We start from the raw sequence: 18,843 nt of genomic DNA, 5'->3' as shown, positions 1-18,843 counted from the left end.
GGTACATTCCTAATGAGCAGATAAACTTTTTATTTTATTATTTTTATGGATATCTTCCGTACCACTATCCAAGGCAGTCTTGTAGTAGAAGCATTTGTGTTCTATGACTTCCATCGTTTTTTTCAATTCTTCCATCTGCGCTTCTACGGAAGCTTTCCGCTCCAGGAACATATCATATCTTTGCTGTAAGGTGGAATCCCCCTCTGAGCACCACTCAATGAAATGTTTTATTTCTTTAATTGGCATCCCGGATGACTTCAGGCATTCAATTACCTTTAAAGCGTCCATATCGGATTGTTTGAATATACGTTTACCGCCGGAGGTTCTTTCTATAGAAGGGAAAAGACCTTCCTTGTCATAGTAACGCAGGGTATGTGGCGTCATGTTAAAGGACTCTGCAACTTCACTTATGGAGTATGTCTTCATCATCTATCTCCAATCTCAAATATATTTTGTGCTTGACTTAGAGTTAACTTTAAGTAATAACATATGTTTTGTAAAGCTGACGTTTAGATTTTATTATTAACCAGAAGAGAGGTTTCACTATGATAAAAGTTAATGCACGCGCTACATTCAGTCAGGAAGGTCCATTCAAGCTAACCACAATCGAACGCAGAGATCTGCAGCCGCACGATGTTCTTATTGAGATTAAATACGCTGGCATTTGCCACTCGGACATTCATACTGCCCGGGGGGAATGGGGACCGGTCAACTATCCACTCGTTCCGGGGCATGAGATCGCCGGAATTGTCAGCCAGATTGGTTCTGAAGTCACAAAGTACTCAGTGGGCGACCGGGTAGGTGTAGGTTGTATGGTTGACTCCTGTGGAGAGTGCAGTAATTGCCATAAAGGTGAGGAGCAGTATTGCCTGAGTGGAAATACGGGCACCTATGGAGCTATCGACCGGTACGGGCAGTATACGCAAGGCGGCTACTCCACTCATATCGTCGTAACCGAGAATTTTGTGGTTCGGATCCCTGACAGTATTCCGCTTGACGCTGCTGCACCGCTTCTGTGTGCAGGAATTACCACCTATTCACCTCTGCGTCATTGGGGAGCAGCTCCCGGTAAAAAAGTAGCTGTAGTGGGTCTTGGCGGGCTTGGACATATGGCTGTGAAGATCGCTCATGCCATGGGGGCTGAGGTTACTGTTTTATCACAGTCCCTGAAGAAGAAGGAAGACGGATTGCAATTAGGGGCGGATCATTATTATGCCACTAGCGATCCGGAGACATTTAAACAGCTTGCCGGTTCGTTCGATCTAATCGTAAATACTGTAAGCGCGCAGATTAATATCGATGCCTATCTTTCGCTCCTGGCGCTGGATGGTACATTAGTCAATGTCGGTGCGCCCGCTGATCCATTGGCAGTTAACGTATTCTCGCTGATCGGCCACCGCCGCTCGTTTGCCGGATCGATGATTGGCGGAATTCGTGAAACGCAGGAAATGCTTGATTTCTGCGCTGAACATAATATTGCATCTGAAATCGAGGTCATTTCTGCTGATCGGATTGATGAAGCCTGGGAGCGTGTCCTTGCGTCAGATGTCCGTTACCGGTTTGTCATCGACATCAGCACGATGGGGAATGAATAAGAGACGCCCTCTTTGTTGACATCACATCGTGCATCGGCTTGATTAATGCCATTAAGAGCTATCGTCCCAATAAAGGGAGTAGACGGGCATTCTTGTAGTCTAACAAACATAAAGAACCCAAGCGATTGAATTTCAATCGCTTGGGTTCTTTGCTTCATTTTCATAGGTTGTCTTTTCATCTCGAAATTATGAATTCATCAACTGATATTAGGTGTAGAGTCTCTTATGATGAGTTTGGTATAAATATGAGAAACCTGATAGGGTTGCTTCGGATCATGAATTCGGGAAAGTAGCATTTCGGCTGCTTTGACACCCATCTCATTACTATAAATATGAACCGTAGTAAGATGGGGTTCTACAATGCTTGATTCAGGACCGTTATCAAAACCACAAATGACGATGTCGTTAGGAATGGAAAGTACATTTTTGAGTGACTTCATAAAGGTAACCGCAATATAATCGTTAGCACACACGAAAGCGGAAGGGAGCTCATGTATTTGACTTAGTCTAGTATCTGCCCACTCTGGACTTGAGAAAAATAGTTGATCGTCATCGAGGATGCATTGTGTGAGATCAAGCTGAATCCCGGATTCTATTAGTGCGCGATTAAAGCCCACCCATCTTTCATTAAAACTCCTACAGTGATTATAGTCCCCGATGAACCCCAGTGATTTGTAACCGCCCTCAATTAACTTTTTGGTAAGTTGGTATGTGCTGTGTTCGTTCTCCATGAGAAGTACATCTGCTTGGAATTCAGGGTAACAGACATCTGCAGAGCAGTCGATGAAAATAGTTGGAATACCTAGACTTGTAATCAACTTACTATATTCCGAATTGAACAATTCAATACAAATAATTCCGTCTACATTGGAGACATCAAAATTATTAGGAAGAGACAGGGACTCTTGATCAATGTCTCTAATAATGTGCATGGATAAATTATATCCCTCTGCACTGATTCTTTTTTCCATGCCACTGATCAGTTTCGACCCAAAATGGGAAGTGTTAGGTAAGTTTTCTGTTAATAAAGCGATGTTTCCAGAGTTTCTGGATTGAACACTCTCGGTGTCCATAAAAGCAAATTGTTTATATTTCAACTCTATTGCTTTCTTAATTACTTTGTTTCTGGTTTCATCAGGTATACCGTTCGTTCCATTTAGGGCTTTAGAAGCTGTATTTCTGGAGATTCCTAAAGCATCCGCGATATCTTGTATGGTTACTTTTTCTCTGGCCACCTATGTAATTCACCTCTATATTCTTGTTCTTAATATTCGCCACAAATAGTGTACTATTTGCCATTATTCCAACTCTCTTTAATGTATATTAGTTTGCTAAAAATAGCAACATTATATTTACAAATGCACAATTTAGTTTACATTTTGTTAGGTTGTATATGTGCAAAAAAATAGCTTTGTTTTTATGTTATTGAGAAAATGATGAGATTAAAGTATATATCCTTATTTAAATTGGCTGTATTTGTAATTATGTAAAATAGTATGCGTCATTTATGAACAGAATAATTTGTCATATGCACATAAATATTTTTACAAAATGTATTGACGAACGATTAAGTGTTTGGTAAATTGTAAAAGCAGCAGGACATAAGTGAGATTGAAAGCCCTTACTGCATCAAGATGTAAACATTGATAAGAACGGAGGTAAAGGCATTGCATAACCCAATAGAAGCCGAACACGGAATAACGGTGACGCGACATAAGAGTTCCTTAATGGATTATTTAAAGAAGCACTACTTTCTTTATATTTTGCTCGCACCAGCTGTGATTCTGACCCTTATTTTTAAATACGGTCCTATGTATGGTGCGATTATCGCCTTTAAAGATTTCAGCCCAATCAAAGGAATCATGGGGAGTGAATGGGTAGGTTTGTACAACTTCGAGAAATTCCTTTCTTCTCCCAATTTCGAAGTAATCTTTTTGAATACGCTTAAATTAAGTTTCTTCGGATTAATTCTGAGTTTTCCAATTCCGATCCTGCTTGCCTTGATGTTGAATCAAATTCGCCGTGCAGGCGTCAAAAAGAACATTCAATTGTTCTTGTATGCACCTAACTTTATTTCTGTTGTCGTTGTGGTCGGGATGTTGTTTATCTTCTTGTCCCCAACGGGACCGATTAACCAGTTTTTTACCTGGCTTACAGGTGAACCAATTATGTTCATGTCTCGTCCCGAGTACTTCCGTTCGATCTACATTTTATCTGATATTTGGACCGGAGCCGGTTGGGCATCCATTATTTATGTAGCAGCGCTTGCTAATGTCGATCCTGAGTTACATAATGCAGCCAATCTCGATGGCGCTAATCTTCTACAAAGAATACGCCATATCGATCTGCCAACCATTCGTCCAATTATGGCTATCGTATTTATCCTTGCAGCTGGTGGGATTATGTCCATTGGCTTCGAAAAAGCCTACCTCATGCAAACGGCGATGAACTTGCCAACCTCAGAAATCATTCCGACTTACGTTTATAAAATTGGTTTGCAGTCGGGCGATTATGCCTATTCAGCCGCAGTAGGATTGTTTAACTCTATCATCAACATCGTCTTGCTCCTCACAGTTAACTTCACCGTGAAGAAACTGAATGAGGGTGACGGTCTTTACTAAGAAAGGAGCAACAAGCTATGCCTATTAAACATTCCGGATTAGATCGCTTTATCGTCGTGCTGAACGCGATCTTCCTGACACTGGCCGTACTTATCATCGTACTTCCTTTGATTTATGTAGTGATTGCTTCTTTTATGGATCCATCTGTGCTGCTCAGTAAAGGATTATCATTCAATCTTTCGGACTGGTCATTAGAAGGGTATAAAAAAATTCTTTCTAATCCGGCCATGATCCGAGGTTTTGGAAACTCTGTTTTATACTCTGTTTCATTTGCTATGATTACCGTTCTCGTCTCAATCTGTGCCGGTTACGCACTGTCCGATGACAGGCTCAAAGGAAAAGGGTTTTTCATGACCTTGTTTATTATCACCATGTTCTTTGGGGGTGGACTCATACCTACATATCTGCTCGTTAAGAACCTTGGTCTGCTTGATACAGTATGGGCGGTGATCATTCCAGGGGCGGTCAATGTTTGGAACATCATTCTCTCTAGAACTTTCTTCAAAGGAGTTCCGAATGAAATGAAGGAAGCCGCTAATGTAGACGGAGCTTCGGAGATGCGGATTTTCTTCAGTGTCGTATTACCGCTCTCCAAACCGATTGTTTTTGTGCTCGCTCTTTATGCCTTTGTTGGCCAGTGGAATTCCTACTTTGACGCTATGATCTATTTAGATAATCCGAATCTTCATCCACTGCAGCTCGTGTTGCGTTCCATCTTGATCCAGAATCAGGTAGATCCGGGCATGATCAGCGACCAACTCGCCATGGCGGAAATGAAGCGATTGTCTGAAATCATCAAGTATGCTGCCATTGTTGTTTCCAGTTTGCCACTCATTGTTATGTATCCGTTCTTCCAGAAGTACTTTGAAAAAGGTGTTATGGTCGGTTCCCTTAAGTAGGAAACAGGCTGCACATAGATAAAGATTAATTCATTCATATCTAATTTGGAGGTCATACCCTATGAAAAGAATTAAGAAATCAAGAGTTTCGACGAAAGCAGCTTCTGTAACTGTACTTGCTTCACTTATGTTCCTTAGTGCATGCGGTGGAGGAGGAGGGGGAAGTGCAGCTAGTAAAGAACAGGACGCCAGCGGTAAAGTAACTTTGAACTTTATTACGCAAAGCTCTCCACTTGCACCAACTGATCCAAATGAAAAACTGATTAATAAACGTCTTGAAGAAAAGACGAATGTTCATATTAATTGGAAGAATTTCACGAAAGACGTATTTGTTGAAAAAAGAAACCTGGCTGTGGCAAGTGGTGATCTTCCTGATGCTATTTTTAATGCGGACTATAGTGACTATGAGCTGCTCAAGCTTGCTAAAGATGGTGCCATCGTCCCGCTGAATGATCTCATCGAGAATAATATGCCAAACTTCAAAAAGGTGCTGGAAGAAGCACCAGAATATAAGAGTATGATTACGGCACCAGATGGCAATATTTATGCCTTTCCATGGATTGAAGAGCTGGGTAGCGGTAAAGAAAGAATCCAGGCGGTAGATAGTATGCCTTGGATCAATGTGGAATGGCTTAAAAAGCTTGGCCTTGATATGCCTAAAACAACAGAAGAATTAAAGGAAGTATTAATTGCATTCAAGACAAAAGATCCAAATGGCAACGGTAAGGCTGACGAAATTCCATTGTCCTTTATTAACAAGCCGGGAGCAGAAGATCTGGCATTCCTATTTGCTTCGTTTGGATTGGGTGAGAACCCTGACCATGCGGTTGTGAGCAATGATGGGAAAGTGATATTTACGGCGGCACAAGAAGACTACAAGGAAGCAGTTTCTTTTATTAACGAGCTGTATAAAGAAGGACTCATTGATATTGAAGCCTACACACAAGACTGGAGTACTTACCTTGCAAAAGGAAAGGATCAGAAATACGGACTTTACTTCTCATGGGATAAGGCCAACATCACCGGAGATAATGACAGCTACGAAGTTATGCCTCCACTTGCTGGACCCGATGGTGAAGTTAACGTAACAAGAACGAACGCGCTTGGTTTGGGAAGAGGTAAGATGGTTGTCACAAGCGCCAATAAGAACTTGGAAACGACAGCGAAATGGGTTGATCAACTCTTCGATCCGATTCAATCTGTACAGAACAACTGGGGGACGTATGGAGATGAAAAACAGCAGAATATTTTCGAATTTGATAAAGAAAAAGGAATGCTGAAACATTTGCCACTGGAGGGTGCAGCTCCTGTAGAACTACGTGAGAAAACAAGTGTCGGTGGACCCCTAGCTATTCTTGATTCTTATTATGGGAAATACACAACCATGCCGGATGATGCCAAAAGCAGAATGGATATTATCAAGAATATCATGGCGCCAAATATGAAAGCAGAAAACGTAATGCCGAGTGTATTCCACTCCATTCAAGAGCTTGATCGCCTTACGACAATTGAAACGGATCTTTTTGCCTACGTGCTTAGAATGCGCACGGAATGGTACCAAAACGGTAAAATCGAAGCGCAGTGGGATGAATATCTGAAAGAATTGGACCGTCTGGGCTTGCAAGAATGGCTTGAAATTAAACAAGGCGGATATGATAGAGCAACCCAATAACAAATGATTAATATTGTGGGGTGAAGGCCGTGTTCCATGCAGTTACACTGCTATACACGACCTTCATCTATATAAAGAGAGATGATCTTAGAGCTAAGATCTTATTACGGGAGTAAAGGAGAAAACAATAATGTCTACGATTGCGAAACAAAATTACCGAGGTGTGTATCATTTTTCCCCTAAGGAAAAGTGGATGAACGATCCAAACGGAATGGTTTATTTTGAGGGTGAATATCATTTGTTCTTTCAGCACCATCCGGGTGGAATGACCATGGGAGCTATGCACTGGGGCCATGCGGTTAGCAAGGATCTTGTTACATGGGAGGAACTGCCTATCGCTCTCGCTCCAGATGAATTAGGTATGATTTTTTCCGGCAGTGCTGTAGTTGACTGGAATAATACGACTGGATTTTTTGAAGGTAAACCAGGTTTAGTAGCGATTTTTACGCATCATTTGGATATGCCTGAAGGCAAGCCAGCCATTCAGCGTCAAAGCTTGGCCTACAGTAAAGATAACGGAAGAACCTGGACGAAATATGAAGGAAACCCGGTACTTGAACATGATACATTCATTGATTTCCGTGACCCCAAAGTATTTTGGAATCAAGATACGAATCAATGGGTGATGATTGTAGCTTGTGGTCAAACGGTGTGTTTATATCATTCTCCTGATCTAATTAACTGGACATATGCCAGCGAATTTGGTAACGGAATCGGTTCTCATGACGGGGTATGGGAATGCCCAGACTTGTTCCCACTTGCTATTGATGGCGATCATTCGAACACGAAATGGGTGATGCTTGTGAGCATCGGTGCGGATCCCGCTTTTGTGGAAGGGTCAAGAACTCAGTATTTCACAGGGGATTTTGATGGAGAAGTGTTCACGCCAGATGAAGATTCGATAAAAGTTCGCTGGATTGATTATGGAAGAGATAATTATGCAGGTGTAAGCTGGTCTGATATACCGGCTGAAGATGGAAGACGACTATTTATCGGCTGGATGAGCAACTGGATGTATGCTAACAAGACGCCGGCAGAAGAATTCCGCGGCGCGATGACGATTGCAAGGGAGCTTCAACTCGAATCAAGACAAGGGGAGATCTTTCTTGTGCAGAAGCCGGTACAAGAGTTGGAATCTGCTCGTGTACAAGTCCTTTCTGTGAAAGAGGCAACGGTGCAAGAAATCAATACTCTTCTTAAGGAGATTCACTTGGAATCTTATGAGATTATAGCTGAGTTCACTCGAGGTAAATCTGTAGGCTTCAAAGTAAGATTAGGTGTGGACAGTCAAACAGTGATCGGTATCAACGGTGAGACAGAGGAGCTTTATGTAGATCGGATGGCTTCAGGTCAGCATGATTTCCACGAACATTTCGTAGGACATCATTCAGCCAAGCTCGAAGCGCTTGATGAGTCAAATGATCTCCGTATTTTTGTGGATCGTTCTTCAGTTGAGGCGTTCAGTAATGGTGGTCAGGCAGTGATTACGGATCTTATATTCCCTGGACTAGAATCTAAAGGTATAGCTGTGTTTGCAGAAAATGAGAATGACTTGCTGATTTCCCTGGATATCTATGAGCTTACTCCCTCTGCTGAGCAAGACAAGAATTAGTCACCGAGAGGAGTCATGTATATGCGTATAGGAGCGATTGAAGCTGGCGGGACGAAGTTTATATGTGGCATTGGGAATGAAAATGGGGAAATTGAAGATCAGATTAGTTTCCCAACAGAACATCCTGAGGTGACGCTGCCCAAAGTTATTCAATATTTCCAAGGCAAGCAAGTAGAAGCTATCGGAATTGGATCGTTCGGTCCGATCGATATACGCCCAGACAGCCCAACGTATGGTTACGTTACTACAACACCAAAGCCAGGGTGGGGAAATTACGATATGCTGGGCACTTTGAAAAGAAACTTTTCGGTTCCTTTTGGATGGGACACGGATGTCAATGCAGCGGCATTTGGTGAAGCCAAATGGGGCGCTGCCCAAGGGTTATCCAGCTGTTTGTACTATACAGTTGGCACGGGTGTTGGTGTGGGAGTGTATTCAGAAGGTAAACTCATTCATGGTCTTGTGCATCCTGAAGGGGGTCATGTTCTTACGAGACGCCATCCTGACGATGTATTCCCAGGGGGATGTCCCTATCATGGGGACTGCCTAGAAGGGATGGCGGCAGGTCCTGCTATTGAAGCAAGGTGGGGGAAGAAGGGCCATGAACTTCCTATGGATCATCTTGCATGGGAAATGGAAGCATTTTATATTGCACAGTCGATTACGGGTGCTATATTGCTTAACTCTCCTCAGAAAATCATTCTGGGTGGTGGTGTTATGCAGCAGTCACAATTGTTTCCACTGATCCGTCAGGCTGTGCTTCAGAACCTGAACGGCTATGTCAGCTCAAGTACTATTTTGGAACACATAGATGAGTATATCGTTCCACCAGGGTTAGGCCAACAGGCGGGATTATGCGGTGCTCTGGCTCTTGGACTCACAGCACTGGAAAGTCAGATTTCTGCTCAATTGTAAAAGAATATATAGAGGAGGTCAGTGCAGTAATGAATTGGCCTCCTTCTTGTTTTTCAATATTAATGATAGAAAAAGAGGGCAAAGAAGATGAAAAATAAAGGAAAAGTCGCAATATGCTTTCTTATGGCAATAGGACTTGTAATGACTTCAGCAGGCATTTATGTAGCAAATCCCGGGACTGGATGGGCTGCGCTCGCTGAACAGGAGGTAAGCAAACGAGCTAAGGAGGGACTTTCTATTTTTGAAAGCGTAACCAATACAAAAACGAATTTGACAGGTTGGCAAATAAAAGGAAAAGGTAACTTGGTGGATACTCCTGAAGGAATCTTACTGACTTCCGATCCAAAAGAAAATGTAATGGCAATCTCCGAAACGGTGTCAGAGGATTTTATCTATGAAGCTGACGTCATGATCAAGGATATGCAAGCTGACGCGACCTTATTGTTCCGTTCTAATGAAGATGGCTGGGGTTCCTACATGCTCCAAATTGTTCCGAATGCAGGTATGATCCGCTTACGAGACGCAAGTGATGGTGAAGGGAAATTAAAAGAGGAGCGGAAGGTTACAGTCAAGGCAGGCGAAATCTATCATCTCAAGGTGAAAGCAGAGGGTTCATCGCTGAAAATATATTGGGATAATGCATATAAACCTGTGATTGAGGTTCAGGATAACGCGTATCGTACAGGTAAGCTAGGACTCAATGTATGGGATGGTTCTGTTTTGTTCCAAAACATAATCGTAAGTGATCTGAAAGGAAATCTTGGTGCTGTGGTTACAAATCAAGGACAATGGCAGCCTAATATCAGCGGCAAAAAAGGAATGGTAGCAAACCAGAGTAAGTCACTGCAAATATATAACAAACAAGCTGCTGATTTTGTATATGAAGGTAATATATCTCTTCGTCCTGATTCTGTTGCAGCGCTCGCCTTTCGTTCATCGGCTGATGGATCAAAGGGATATGAAGCTGTCCTTACGAAGGAAGGAAATCAGGTCCGTGTAAGCTTGACGAAAGCTAACGGAACAACCATTGCAAGTTCACAGCATACCTATCCAAGTCAGATCGGAGCAAAACATCATGTAGAGATAAAGGCAAATGGAAACAGAATTCAGGTCTTCCTAGACGGATACACGCCGGCTGCAATCGATCTAACAGATAAAACCTACACCGATGGATATGCAGGAATCGTCGTTAAACAAGGAACGGCTTACTTCCAGGATACTTATGTGACGGATGCTAGCAGTTATTATAATGAAAAATATCGTCCTCAATATCACTATACGCCAATTCATGGTTCTGCAAGTGATCCGAATGGACTGGTCTACTTCGAAGGAGAATATCATCTATTCCATCAGGACGGAGGCACATGGGCACATTCTGTCAGTAAAGATATGCTGAACTGGAAGCGGCTTCCGATTGCGCTGCCGTGGAATGATTATGGACATGTCTGGTCTGGATCGGCTGTGGCAGATTTGACGAATGCATCAGGCTTGTTCGGGGATTCAGGAGGTAAGGGGCTAATTGCCTACTACACTTCCTATAATCCCGATGGCCCGAATGGGAATCAGCGTATCGGTCTTGCATACAGCAAGGACCAAGGTCGTACTTGGGAATATTCCAAGGCGCGTCCAATGGTTATCGAGAATCCAGGCGATAATGGAGGGGAGCCCGGAGGTTGGGATTTCCGTGATCCGAAAGTGATTCGTGATAACGACAATAACAGGTGGGTCATGGTTGTATCCGGTGGAGATCATATTCGTTTCTTTACTTCAACGAATCTACTTGATTGGACCCTGACAGATAGTTGGGGATACGGGGATTATGTTCGCGGCGGTGTATGGGAATGTCCAGATTTGCTTCAACTTTCGGTAGACGGAACATCACAGAAGAAATGGGTTCTGATGATAAGTACAGGAGCGAATCCAAAAACAGGCGGATCAGATGCTGAATATTTTGTGGGTCATTTAACAGCGGAAGGTAAATTCGTTAATGATAATCCGGCAGGGAAAGTATTGCGAACAGATTTTGGAAAAGAATTCTACGCTTCGATGTCTTTTTCGAACATGCCAGATCATCGCAGCGTAATGATGGCTTGGATGACAAACTGGGACTATCCGTTTGCTTTCCCAACGACCCATTGGAAGGGCGTACTGTCAATCCCAAGAGAAGTCTCATTAGTGACGACAAAAGATGGGATTCAGCTCGCTCAAAGTCCGATCAAGGAGTTGGAATTGCTGCGTAGTCAGCTGTATTCTACTGTTAACAAAGAGGTGAGTCCTTCTTCTCAGAATCTATTGAAAGGGGTTACCTCTGGTGCATACGAGATTGAAGCTGAAGTAGAAATTCCAACAGGTAGTCAGGTTAGTGAATTTGGTTTTAACGTTCGTGTAGGTGGAAGTCAGAAAACGGTAGTTGGATATAAACCTAGTGAGAGTCAGATTTTCGTGGATCGGTCTGCAGCTGGTTTGTCAGATTTTTCGAGTTTATTTAGTACAAGACATGAAGCGCCAATGCAAACGGAGAATAAGCGTGTTAAGATGCGTATCCTTGTAGACGAGTCTTCTGTTGAGGTTTTTGGCAACAACGGTAAAGTCGTTTTCTCTGATGTCATTTTTCCGGATCCAGCCAGCAGAGCTTTGAGCTTTTACACCAATGGAGGCAACGTAAAGGTCGTATCTCTGAAGGTGAATCGGTTAGGCTCTGTATGGAATCAGGAGTCCAATTCTGCTACCAAGATAATGATGGATACAAATGATCGTGAACTGAGCAAGGGGCAAAGCGACACACTCTTTGCAATGGTAGAGAATGGAACAGGCAATGGTACACAGCCGCTGAAATGGAATTCCAGTAACAAAGATGTAGTTGAACTAAACATGGCAGATAACTTACAGGCAACCATTGTAGCTAAAAAAGAAGGCGAGTCGATCATTACTGTCTCTACTCCAAATGGGAAGATATCAATAAGCGTATTAGTTAAGGTAACTGATGGTGAATTTCATACGAACTTAGGTGGATGGACTAAAGATCTTTCTGCAGCCTCCTGGGTCATTAGTGAAAATGGAATTCGTGGAAATTACTTGAGTGACGCGAATTATATCGCAGAGAAGCAGGCTGGAGACTTTACTTATGAAGCAGATATGATGTTAGGGAAATCCGGGGGAGCAGGCTCTATGTTGTTCCGCGCCAGCGAAGATGGACGCAGTGGATACTATTTAAATCTGGATCCGAATATGAAGTCCGTACGTCTCTTTTATAAAATCGAAGGCCGTTTTGAAGAGCGTCAAATACTGGCGAAAGTTCCGACGTTCATTCAGCCGGGTCAAACCTACAAAGTGAAAATCGAAGCGAAGGGCCCACATATCGTAGTTTATGTAGATGGGCAGAAAGTGATCGACCTCCAGGACGGCACATTTGCCGAAGGCCGCTTTGGACTACATGTATTTGGCGGAAATGTTTCATATCAAAACGTTAACGTGAGCGGAGCAACACCGGCTAATTTGACCACATCCAGTCTAGTAAATGCAAAACTACAGAAATCTCTCTATACAGCAAATCTCGCAAATGGTGAAGCTGTTACCCTGAAGGATGCGAATGATTCTACGGATCAGAAGTGGGTATTCGTGCCGACGGGGGACGATTCAGGTTCCTATTCTATTCGTACAACAGCCGGTCAGGCGCTTGATCTAGACACAGGGCAAAATAAAATTCAGTTATACCATTATCTCGGATATAACAATCAGCGTTGGATTTTTCACAAAAATGATGATGGTACCGTAAGTATTATTTCTGCTCATCATAAGAAAGCGCTGGAAGTATCAGCGGATGGGTCGACACTGTCTCTAAGCGAGCTTGATCCTACTCTTGATCGACAAAAATGGGTAGTTACGAATTAAAATGAGAATGATGGAACTAATGGGAGAGCGGCTAAAATTGGCGGCTCTTCTTCTAAATCATTAAAGGTCCTTTTTGTTAATCCGAGCCAGGTTCAATTCTTTGCAATTTAGTTTGATGGACCCCGAGATATAATAGTTAACACTGTCGTATTTAAGGTATGAAGATGAAAACTAGACGACATTAAGGTACAATCATACTTAAACGGAATACCTGATGAATTGATCCCTACGTTCATCGAGCAGGGGGGCTTATGAGAACAGCAAACGCCAACTTAATGAAGGAAATTAATCTTAACAACGTTCGTCAAGTGATGAAACGTATAAATACAGCCACCAAACCCCAGCTGGCAGCACTGACCAAACTGAGCGTCGTAACAGTAAACTCATTAGTCAAGGAACTGCACGAGTTAGGTGAGCTGTTCGAAGACTTGACTGTACCATCAAACGGCGGTAGGCCAGCACAAACTTATCGCTACAATTACAACTTCAGCCTCGGGCTGGTTATTTATCTGAAGGATAAAGAGGGACAGGTACTGATTTCAGCCACCGTTGTGAATTTGGAGAACGAGATTCTGGCGAAGGATGAACATATCATTCCAGTCTTCGAAAGACAATTTTTTTGTGATATTATTGAACACTCTATAGCCTTGTATCCTTCTATCAAGGTTATTGGCATAGGCATTCCGGGACAGGTTGTCAATGGTGAAATTAAAGTCAGCAGCCACCATGAGCTGACTGGCTCACGGATGATTCAAGAGATTGAGCAACAATTTGAGTTGCCTATCTTGGTTGAAAATGACGTTAATGCAGCTATCAGCGGATATTGCATGAACCAGGGAGAGGGAGAGGAACAGTACTTGCTCGGTCTTTACTTTCCAAACAGGTACCCACCTGGCATGGGTATCTATCTGAATGGAAAGATCCTTAAAGGTAATCAGGGCATGTCAGGGGAAATAAAATTCCTGCCCGACATGCCTGACTGGAGTCTCGAGATGGGCAAGGACACGTTCATCGATACTACCTGCCGGATTATCCAAACCCTGAATGCTGTTCTTGCTCCGGACAAAATTGTAATATATCAGGATAAGGTGGAATTAGAAATCTGGACATCTGCTTGGGAAGCTTATCAGCTTCGACATCCAATGCCCATTTATCCACAGATTGTTATGCAAATTACATTTCAAGAAGACTTCGAGGCCGGCCTGCGCTGGTTGACATTGAAGTCATTGGAGCCGGATTTGGTTGAGCTCCATTAAGAGGTTGTCCCATAAGTCATGAGATGAATGACTTATGGGACAAGCCTCTTTTTTTAGGTAATCAATATGAGTATTGATCCAATTGCTGATATGCACTGCACACTGATGATACAGCTCCAGATCAGTGAATAGGTTGCTTGACAAAGGAATGCTTATATCGCATACTTCATACATAGACTTTATAAAGTATGTTTATTAAGTGTATAAATGTATTTCTTTACGCGTGCAACGAATCATTTTTATCACGAGGGGGAAGCATGCTTATCTACCTGGTTTTTGATTATTATATATCTGGCTTTTATCAGTTTAGGACTTCCTGACTCTTTACTCGGCTCGGCAGGTATCATGTCCATGATCATTGCGGGAGGGACCATTAGCATCCAGTCTGTTCAGCAACAGGATGGTCGAGCGTCTGGGTACGGGTAGAATCACATTGTTCAGTTGTTTCCTTACTGCGGTTGCGCCACTTGGATTTTCCATCGCTCCATCGATGCTCTGGTTCATAGTATTTGCCCTACTAACATTGATGATTTTGAGTACAGAGACGATTAATAGATTGCTGATAAACCCACGCAAGGGAGGGGATAAAGAGATGGTTTATATCATTTTATGCGCAATCATCTGGGTAGGAGTGTATTTGAATCTAGCCGCCTCGAAGGAATCGATGGATGTGAAGCCTATTCGTTCCGTGAATGATCTGTTTGAATAACCAAGGAGCAACGTAAAAAGCATTTGATCCTGGATCAAATGCTTTTTTGATAGTACAAAGACTACATCGTTTCAATTGCATAGTTATACTAGAATGAGGAAGGTTAGTCTTTTGAAGGTAAGTAGGGGCTAACAAGCTCCCCCTTGGTTATATAGATTTATCATACAAGTAATCAACACCCCAAATCATTCCGTTACAGGCGGAATAGCTTGGGGTGTTGCATTTTTTATAGCGCTTATAATTATTAATTAAGTAAAACTATTGGTTTTGTGAAATATAGTGACTTACTGTTACTTTTGAAGCAGGAAAATATACATATATATTGAATACAAAACAACAAAGAGGGAGGATGAAAATGTCATACAGAGCAAATGCATTACGTTCGTCATTAACCCTAGCTGTTCCAATTATTTTAGATAGGCATTATCATTCTATAACTATGAAAAATATCGAATCCGCCTGGTTTATAGAGACGCATAAGGAATTGTTAGATTCAACATTCAGCACGATATTAATCAGTATGATAGAGGCACTGTTCTTGGATTCCTTTGGTTACGACCAATACCTAAACCTACTAGAAAAAGAGGGGGTGGAGCGAGGGATTTATACTGCAGAAATATTCGGTGATCATTTTAATATCTTACTTGAAATGAGCAAGGATTTAAACTTAATCGCTCAGAATATGATGTTTAAGATCATTGAAGAGATAGAAGATGATTCTACGACTCGATTGTTTTTTTATAATCGTTTAATGGAAAGCAACTGGACCGGTTTTACGGGCTTTGCAAAGGGGTATTTATCTAATAAAAATCAACAGATTGACAATTTGCACGAACAAAAAATTGCTGTTATGGGACAAATGGCAGCTGGTATGGCACATGAAATACGGAATCCGCTTGCTTCGATTAAAGGATTTGCCCAGCTTGTAAATAACAGGCTATATGAACCGGTGATCAAGGCGGATGAATTGCGTGCGTATCTGGATATAACCATCAAAGAGATTGATGCTCTGAACGGATTAGTAACGGACTTCCTAGTACTGGCTCGAAAAGGAGATAGTTCGAAAAATAACGGTGTAGTATATAACGTTATCGAGGTTATACATAGAGTTAATAACATCGTGAATCAACTCATACTTAGTGATGATATTATTCTTTCCGTGGAGTATTCTCTAGAGAAAGTAATGACGTATGGAAACGCCTCTCAACTAGAACAGGTAATCCTTAACATTTTAAAAAATAGTATCGATTCATTCACAGCGTTTCGAGGCAGAATAGACATTACAGTTAGCACCGCTAATGAGACTAACGAAATTATACTTATTTTTAAAGACAATGGGGAAGGAATTCCTCTGGATAAACTAAATCGAATATTTGACCCTTTCTTTACAACCAAGCAAAAAGGGACAGGGATTGGATTATCAATTTGTAAACAATTAATAGAAATGTATGGGGGACAAATTAAGGTAGACTCAGAAGTTCAGGTAGGTACTAGCGTGATGGTTATTTTGCCTTGGGTAAATGATTATCACATTTGAGGCTACGAACAATTTGAATGATTGAATGAAGGATGATAAATGGATCATCAGCTTCGGAGAGCTGATACAGCAAAAATAAACAAGCCTGGCACAGAAGCTCTTCAGGCTTGTTTGTTTTTTTTCATGCTGAAAAGGATCCTCCAAACGATACACAGTATCGCTATTCAAAAATACGCGTTCCTTAGAGGACGGTACAGCCTATTCTACTTAACGCTAAGTTGTATCTCTTTTTCTTTTACAAACTTCTCCAGCACTCTAAAATCCTCGGTAACCTTTTTAAATGGTAAAGATTCCAATGCCTTATCCCGGTAATCCTTTTTCGCAGCAGCAGACAGACGGGAATCAAGTATGCTGAGTACACCAAGGTCAGTCTCACTACGGATCAGTCGCCCGGTTCCTTGTCTTAACCGAAGCAGCATGTCCGGTACAAAAACGTCATTTAAGGGATCCTTCGTCAAAGATGCCTTATATTCATAGACAGGATCGGAAGGAACAGGGAAGGGCAGACGGAAAATAATTAACTGCGACAAATCAGAACCTTCGATGTTCACGCCTTCCCAGAATACACCGGTACTAAGAAGGACGCCTTTACTGCCACGGAATTCAGCGATCACCCCGTCCTGAGACGAACCTTCTCTTTGAACATGCACCGCCCATGCTAGCTTCTCGGATTTTAACTTATTATGAATGTACTTCATATCTTCCTTCGCTGAAAAAAGAACCAATGTCCGTCCGTCCGTTAAATTACAGAGCCTCAACATTTCCTTGTATGCCGCTTCAAGATAACCTACCTTGCTCTGATGGTTGTAGTAAGGGATGTCCTTAGCAATATACAGCATGGTGTGGTTGTCATAATCGAACGGAGAAGCCTGACGCTCCATATAATCTCCCTTGTAACCGAGCGACTGCGTCAGATATGCATATTGTTCCTCTAGTGTTTCTCCGGTCTGGCACATGGTTGCTGACGTTAAAATAACAGATGTTTTCCCGTTAAATAAGCTATATCTTAGGAACTGGCTTATGCCTTTAGGACAGATACTAATAGTGGCCTCACGCTGGGTATTGCTTCCCCAAATCAGGTAGTTATCCTGGACTCCGGTGAGTACATCAAAGAGATCTATAAGTCCATTCATAGCTTCAAAAAGATTATCGATCTCTCGCTCATGCTTGGAAGTTAAGACGGATAAGCTGAGACTAAACTCTTTCAAAACCTGAGCCCCCCGCTTTAACGGAATCCCTGTGATCTCCGACACTTTTATCCGGTCATTATCCTGCTTGGCTGTTTGCAGCAAATCCGCTTCTACCTGTTTGAAAATATGACCCACGCATCTTTTTAAAAATTTAAATTGCGGCAAAAGGCCGTTATCTGCGGATTGCTTGAAGAGAATCTGTAAGGTGTCATCCAGAATACGGCAGGTTCCCCGGTATGTAAACTCGAGCGTTCTAGCATCTCTAACCTTTGCTTCCAGATTATGAGCTTCATCAATTACGATCAGAGCTGGCCGTTCAGTGATTAATCCCTTCGTTCCTTCTTTTTTCTTGATCAAATCACGGATGAGCAGGTCTTGGTTGACGATAATAAAATCCATGTCGCTGGCGTCGGCGTTAATCTTCGCTCTCATCTCGTAAAATGAACATGTACTTTTATAATGGCATCGTTCAAATTTACAATCATTCACACAAACATTAGACCATACTGCATCACTAACTCCGCCCTTAATATCTGCTCTCTCATCAATGTCATAATTCACAATACGCTGGGCAAGCGTAGATAGAGGAGAGCTTGAATCATCAGGTTGTAACAGGTCTGTTGCCCTGTATCGGCAAGCATATTGCCCCATACCTTTTCCGACTACGGAGCGAACCGATGTAAATCCGAGCCGGCTTCCGATGAATCTCAGATCTTTATGGATCTGTTCTGAAAGTTGTATGGAGGATGTTGCAATAATGATCGGTTGTCTTGAGACTTGGTTAATGAGCAGGCTGGGTATGAGGTATGCAAAGGACTTACCGATGCCGACTCCAGCTTCAATCATTGCGTTTCTACCATTAATATAAGCATCAGCGATATCCAGGGACATATCTTGCTGGCCGATTCGCTCTTTAAGTCCAATCCTGGGAAATCTATCATACATC

General features: G+C 42.3%; 12 protein-coding genes and 1 pseudogene. 10 read left to right on the top strand and 3 right to left on the bottom strand.

Translation table 11 applies throughout. The annotated features are described in order from the left end of the window. Positions 1-9: 9 nt before the first annotated feature. The gene (locus MKY52_RS02005) at positions 10-426 is read right to left on the bottom strand and encodes a MerR family transcriptional regulator (protein ID WP_149647909.1); all 417 of its coding nucleotides are present in this window, start codon (positions 424-426) and stop codon (positions 10-12) included. Between the two features lie 119 nt (positions 427-545). Here MKY52_RS02005 and MKY52_RS02000 point away from each other — a divergent pair, with 119 nt between their 5' ends. Beyond that, positions 546-1,595 carry an NAD(P)-dependent alcohol dehydrogenase gene (locus MKY52_RS02000; RefSeq protein ID WP_341049533.1) on the top strand — a complete coding sequence of 350 codons (1,050 nt, stop codon included), beginning with the start codon at positions 546-548 and terminating at the stop codon, positions 1,593-1,595. A gap of 197 nt (positions 1,596-1,792) precedes the next feature. Here MKY52_RS02000 and MKY52_RS01995 read toward each other — a convergent pair whose 3' ends face one another. Beyond that, the gene (locus tag MKY52_RS01995) at positions 1,793-2,830 is read right to left on the bottom strand and encodes a LacI family DNA-binding transcriptional regulator (protein WP_341049532.1); all 1,038 of its coding nucleotides are present in this window, start codon (positions 2,828-2,830) and stop codon (positions 1,793-1,795) included. A 492-nt stretch (positions 2,831-3,322) separates the two neighbouring features. Here MKY52_RS01995 and MKY52_RS01990 point away from each other — a divergent pair, with 492 nt between their 5' ends. The 9 genes and pseudogenes from MKY52_RS01990 to MKY52_RS01950 all read left to right on the top strand — a co-directional run bounded on the left by MKY52_RS01990 (position 3,323) and on the right by MKY52_RS01950 (position 16,707). After that, positions 3,323-4,216: an ABC transporter permease gene (locus MKY52_RS01990; RefSeq protein WP_341053321.1), complete on the top strand. Its 894-nt coding sequence runs from the start codon at positions 3,323-3,325 to the stop codon at positions 4,214-4,216. Positions 4,217-4,233: 17 nt separating this feature from the next. After that, entirely contained in the window at positions 4,234-5,115 is an 882-nt protein-coding gene (locus MKY52_RS01985; protein ID WP_042125286.1) for a carbohydrate ABC transporter permease, read from the top strand. A gap of 61 nt (positions 5,116-5,176) precedes the next feature. Continuing rightward, the gene (locus MKY52_RS01980) at positions 5,177-6,787 is read left to right on the top strand and encodes an ABC transporter substrate-binding protein (RefSeq protein WP_341049530.1); all 1,611 of its coding nucleotides are present in this window, start codon (positions 5,177-5,179) and stop codon (positions 6,785-6,787) included. Positions 6,788-6,917: 130 nt separating this feature from the next. Further along, complete coding sequence (locus MKY52_RS01975) at positions 6,918-8,399, top strand: glycoside hydrolase family 32 protein (RefSeq protein ID WP_341049529.1); 1,482 nt, start codon at positions 6,918-6,920, stop codon at positions 8,397-8,399. Between the two features lie 21 nt (positions 8,400-8,420). Further along, positions 8,421-9,314, top strand: coding sequence for an ROK family protein (locus MKY52_RS01970; protein ID WP_042125294.1), 894 nt, complete (start codon positions 8,421-8,423; stop codon positions 9,312-9,314). Positions 9,315-9,401: 87 nt separating this feature from the next. Next, on the top strand, positions 9,402-13,205 hold the full coding sequence (locus MKY52_RS01965; protein ID WP_341049527.1) for a GH32 C-terminal domain-containing protein: 3,804 nt from the start codon (positions 9,402-9,404) through the stop codon (positions 13,203-13,205). A 275-nt stretch (positions 13,206-13,480) separates the two neighbouring features. Beyond that, on the top strand, positions 13,481-14,461 hold the full coding sequence (locus MKY52_RS01960; protein WP_445671006.1) for an ROK family protein: 981 nt from the start codon (positions 13,481-13,483) through the stop codon (positions 14,459-14,461). A gap of 207 nt (positions 14,462-14,668) precedes the next feature. After that, positions 14,669-14,978 (top strand): annotated as a pseudogene (locus MKY52_RS01955) (hypothetical protein); the annotation flags it as partial. Between the two features lie 547 nt (positions 14,979-15,525). After that, positions 15,526-16,707, top strand: coding sequence for a sensor histidine kinase (locus MKY52_RS01950; RefSeq protein ID WP_341049524.1), 1,182 nt, complete (start codon positions 15,526-15,528; stop codon positions 16,705-16,707). 203 nt (positions 16,708-16,910) lie between these two features. On the opposite strand, the gene MKY52_RS01945 is transcribed toward MKY52_RS01950, so the two are convergent. After that, complete coding sequence (locus MKY52_RS01945; protein WP_341049523.1) at positions 16,911-18,842, bottom strand: ATP-dependent DNA helicase; 1,932 nt, start codon at positions 18,840-18,842, stop codon at positions 16,911-16,913. Position 18,843: the final 1 nt, after the last annotated feature.

Source organism: Paenibacillus sp. FSL P4-0184, from assembly GCF_038004625.1.
Taxonomy (GTDB): Bacteria; Bacillota; Bacilli; order Paenibacillales; family Paenibacillaceae; genus Paenibacillus_AQ.
This window is presented reverse-complemented; position numbering and strand designations above follow the sequence as displayed.

What these genes read in the sequence shown, in the direction of transcription:
- MKY52_RS02005 (WP_149647909.1), bottom strand. Translation starts at nt 426, where the DNA reads ATGAAGACATACTCCATAAGTGAAGTTGCAGAGTCCTTTAACATGACG.
- MKY52_RS02000 (WP_341049533.1), top strand. Translation starts at nt 546, where the DNA reads ATGATAAAAGTTAATGCACGCGCTACATTCAGTCAGGAAGGTCCATTC.
- MKY52_RS01990 (WP_341053321.1), top strand. Translation starts at nt 3,323, where the DNA reads ATGGATTATTTAAAGAAGCACTACTTTCTTTATATTTTGCTCGCACCA.
- MKY52_RS01985 (WP_042125286.1), top strand. Translation starts at nt 4,234, where the DNA reads ATGCCTATTAAACATTCCGGATTAGATCGCTTTATCGTCGTGCTGAAC.
- MKY52_RS01980 (WP_341049530.1), top strand. Translation starts at nt 5,177, where the DNA reads ATGAAAAGAATTAAGAAATCAAGAGTTTCGACGAAAGCAGCTTCTGTA.
- MKY52_RS01975 (WP_341049529.1), top strand. Translation starts at nt 6,918, where the DNA reads ATGTCTACGATTGCGAAACAAAATTACCGAGGTGTGTATCATTTTTCC.
- MKY52_RS01970 (WP_042125294.1), top strand. Translation starts at nt 8,421, where the DNA reads ATGCGTATAGGAGCGATTGAAGCTGGCGGGACGAAGTTTATATGTGGC.
- MKY52_RS01965 (WP_341049527.1), top strand. Translation starts at nt 9,402, where the DNA reads ATGAAAAATAAAGGAAAAGTCGCAATATGCTTTCTTATGGCAATAGGA.
- MKY52_RS01960 (WP_445671006.1), top strand. Translation starts at nt 13,481, where the DNA reads ATGAAGGAAATTAATCTTAACAACGTTCGTCAAGTGATGAAACGTATA.
- MKY52_RS01950 (WP_341049524.1), top strand. Translation starts at nt 15,526, where the DNA reads ATGTCATACAGAGCAAATGCATTACGTTCGTCATTAACCCTAGCTGTT.
- MKY52_RS01945 (WP_341049523.1), bottom strand. Translation starts at nt 18,842, where the DNA reads ATGTATGATAGATTTCCCAGGATTGGACTTAAAGAGCGAATCGGCCAG.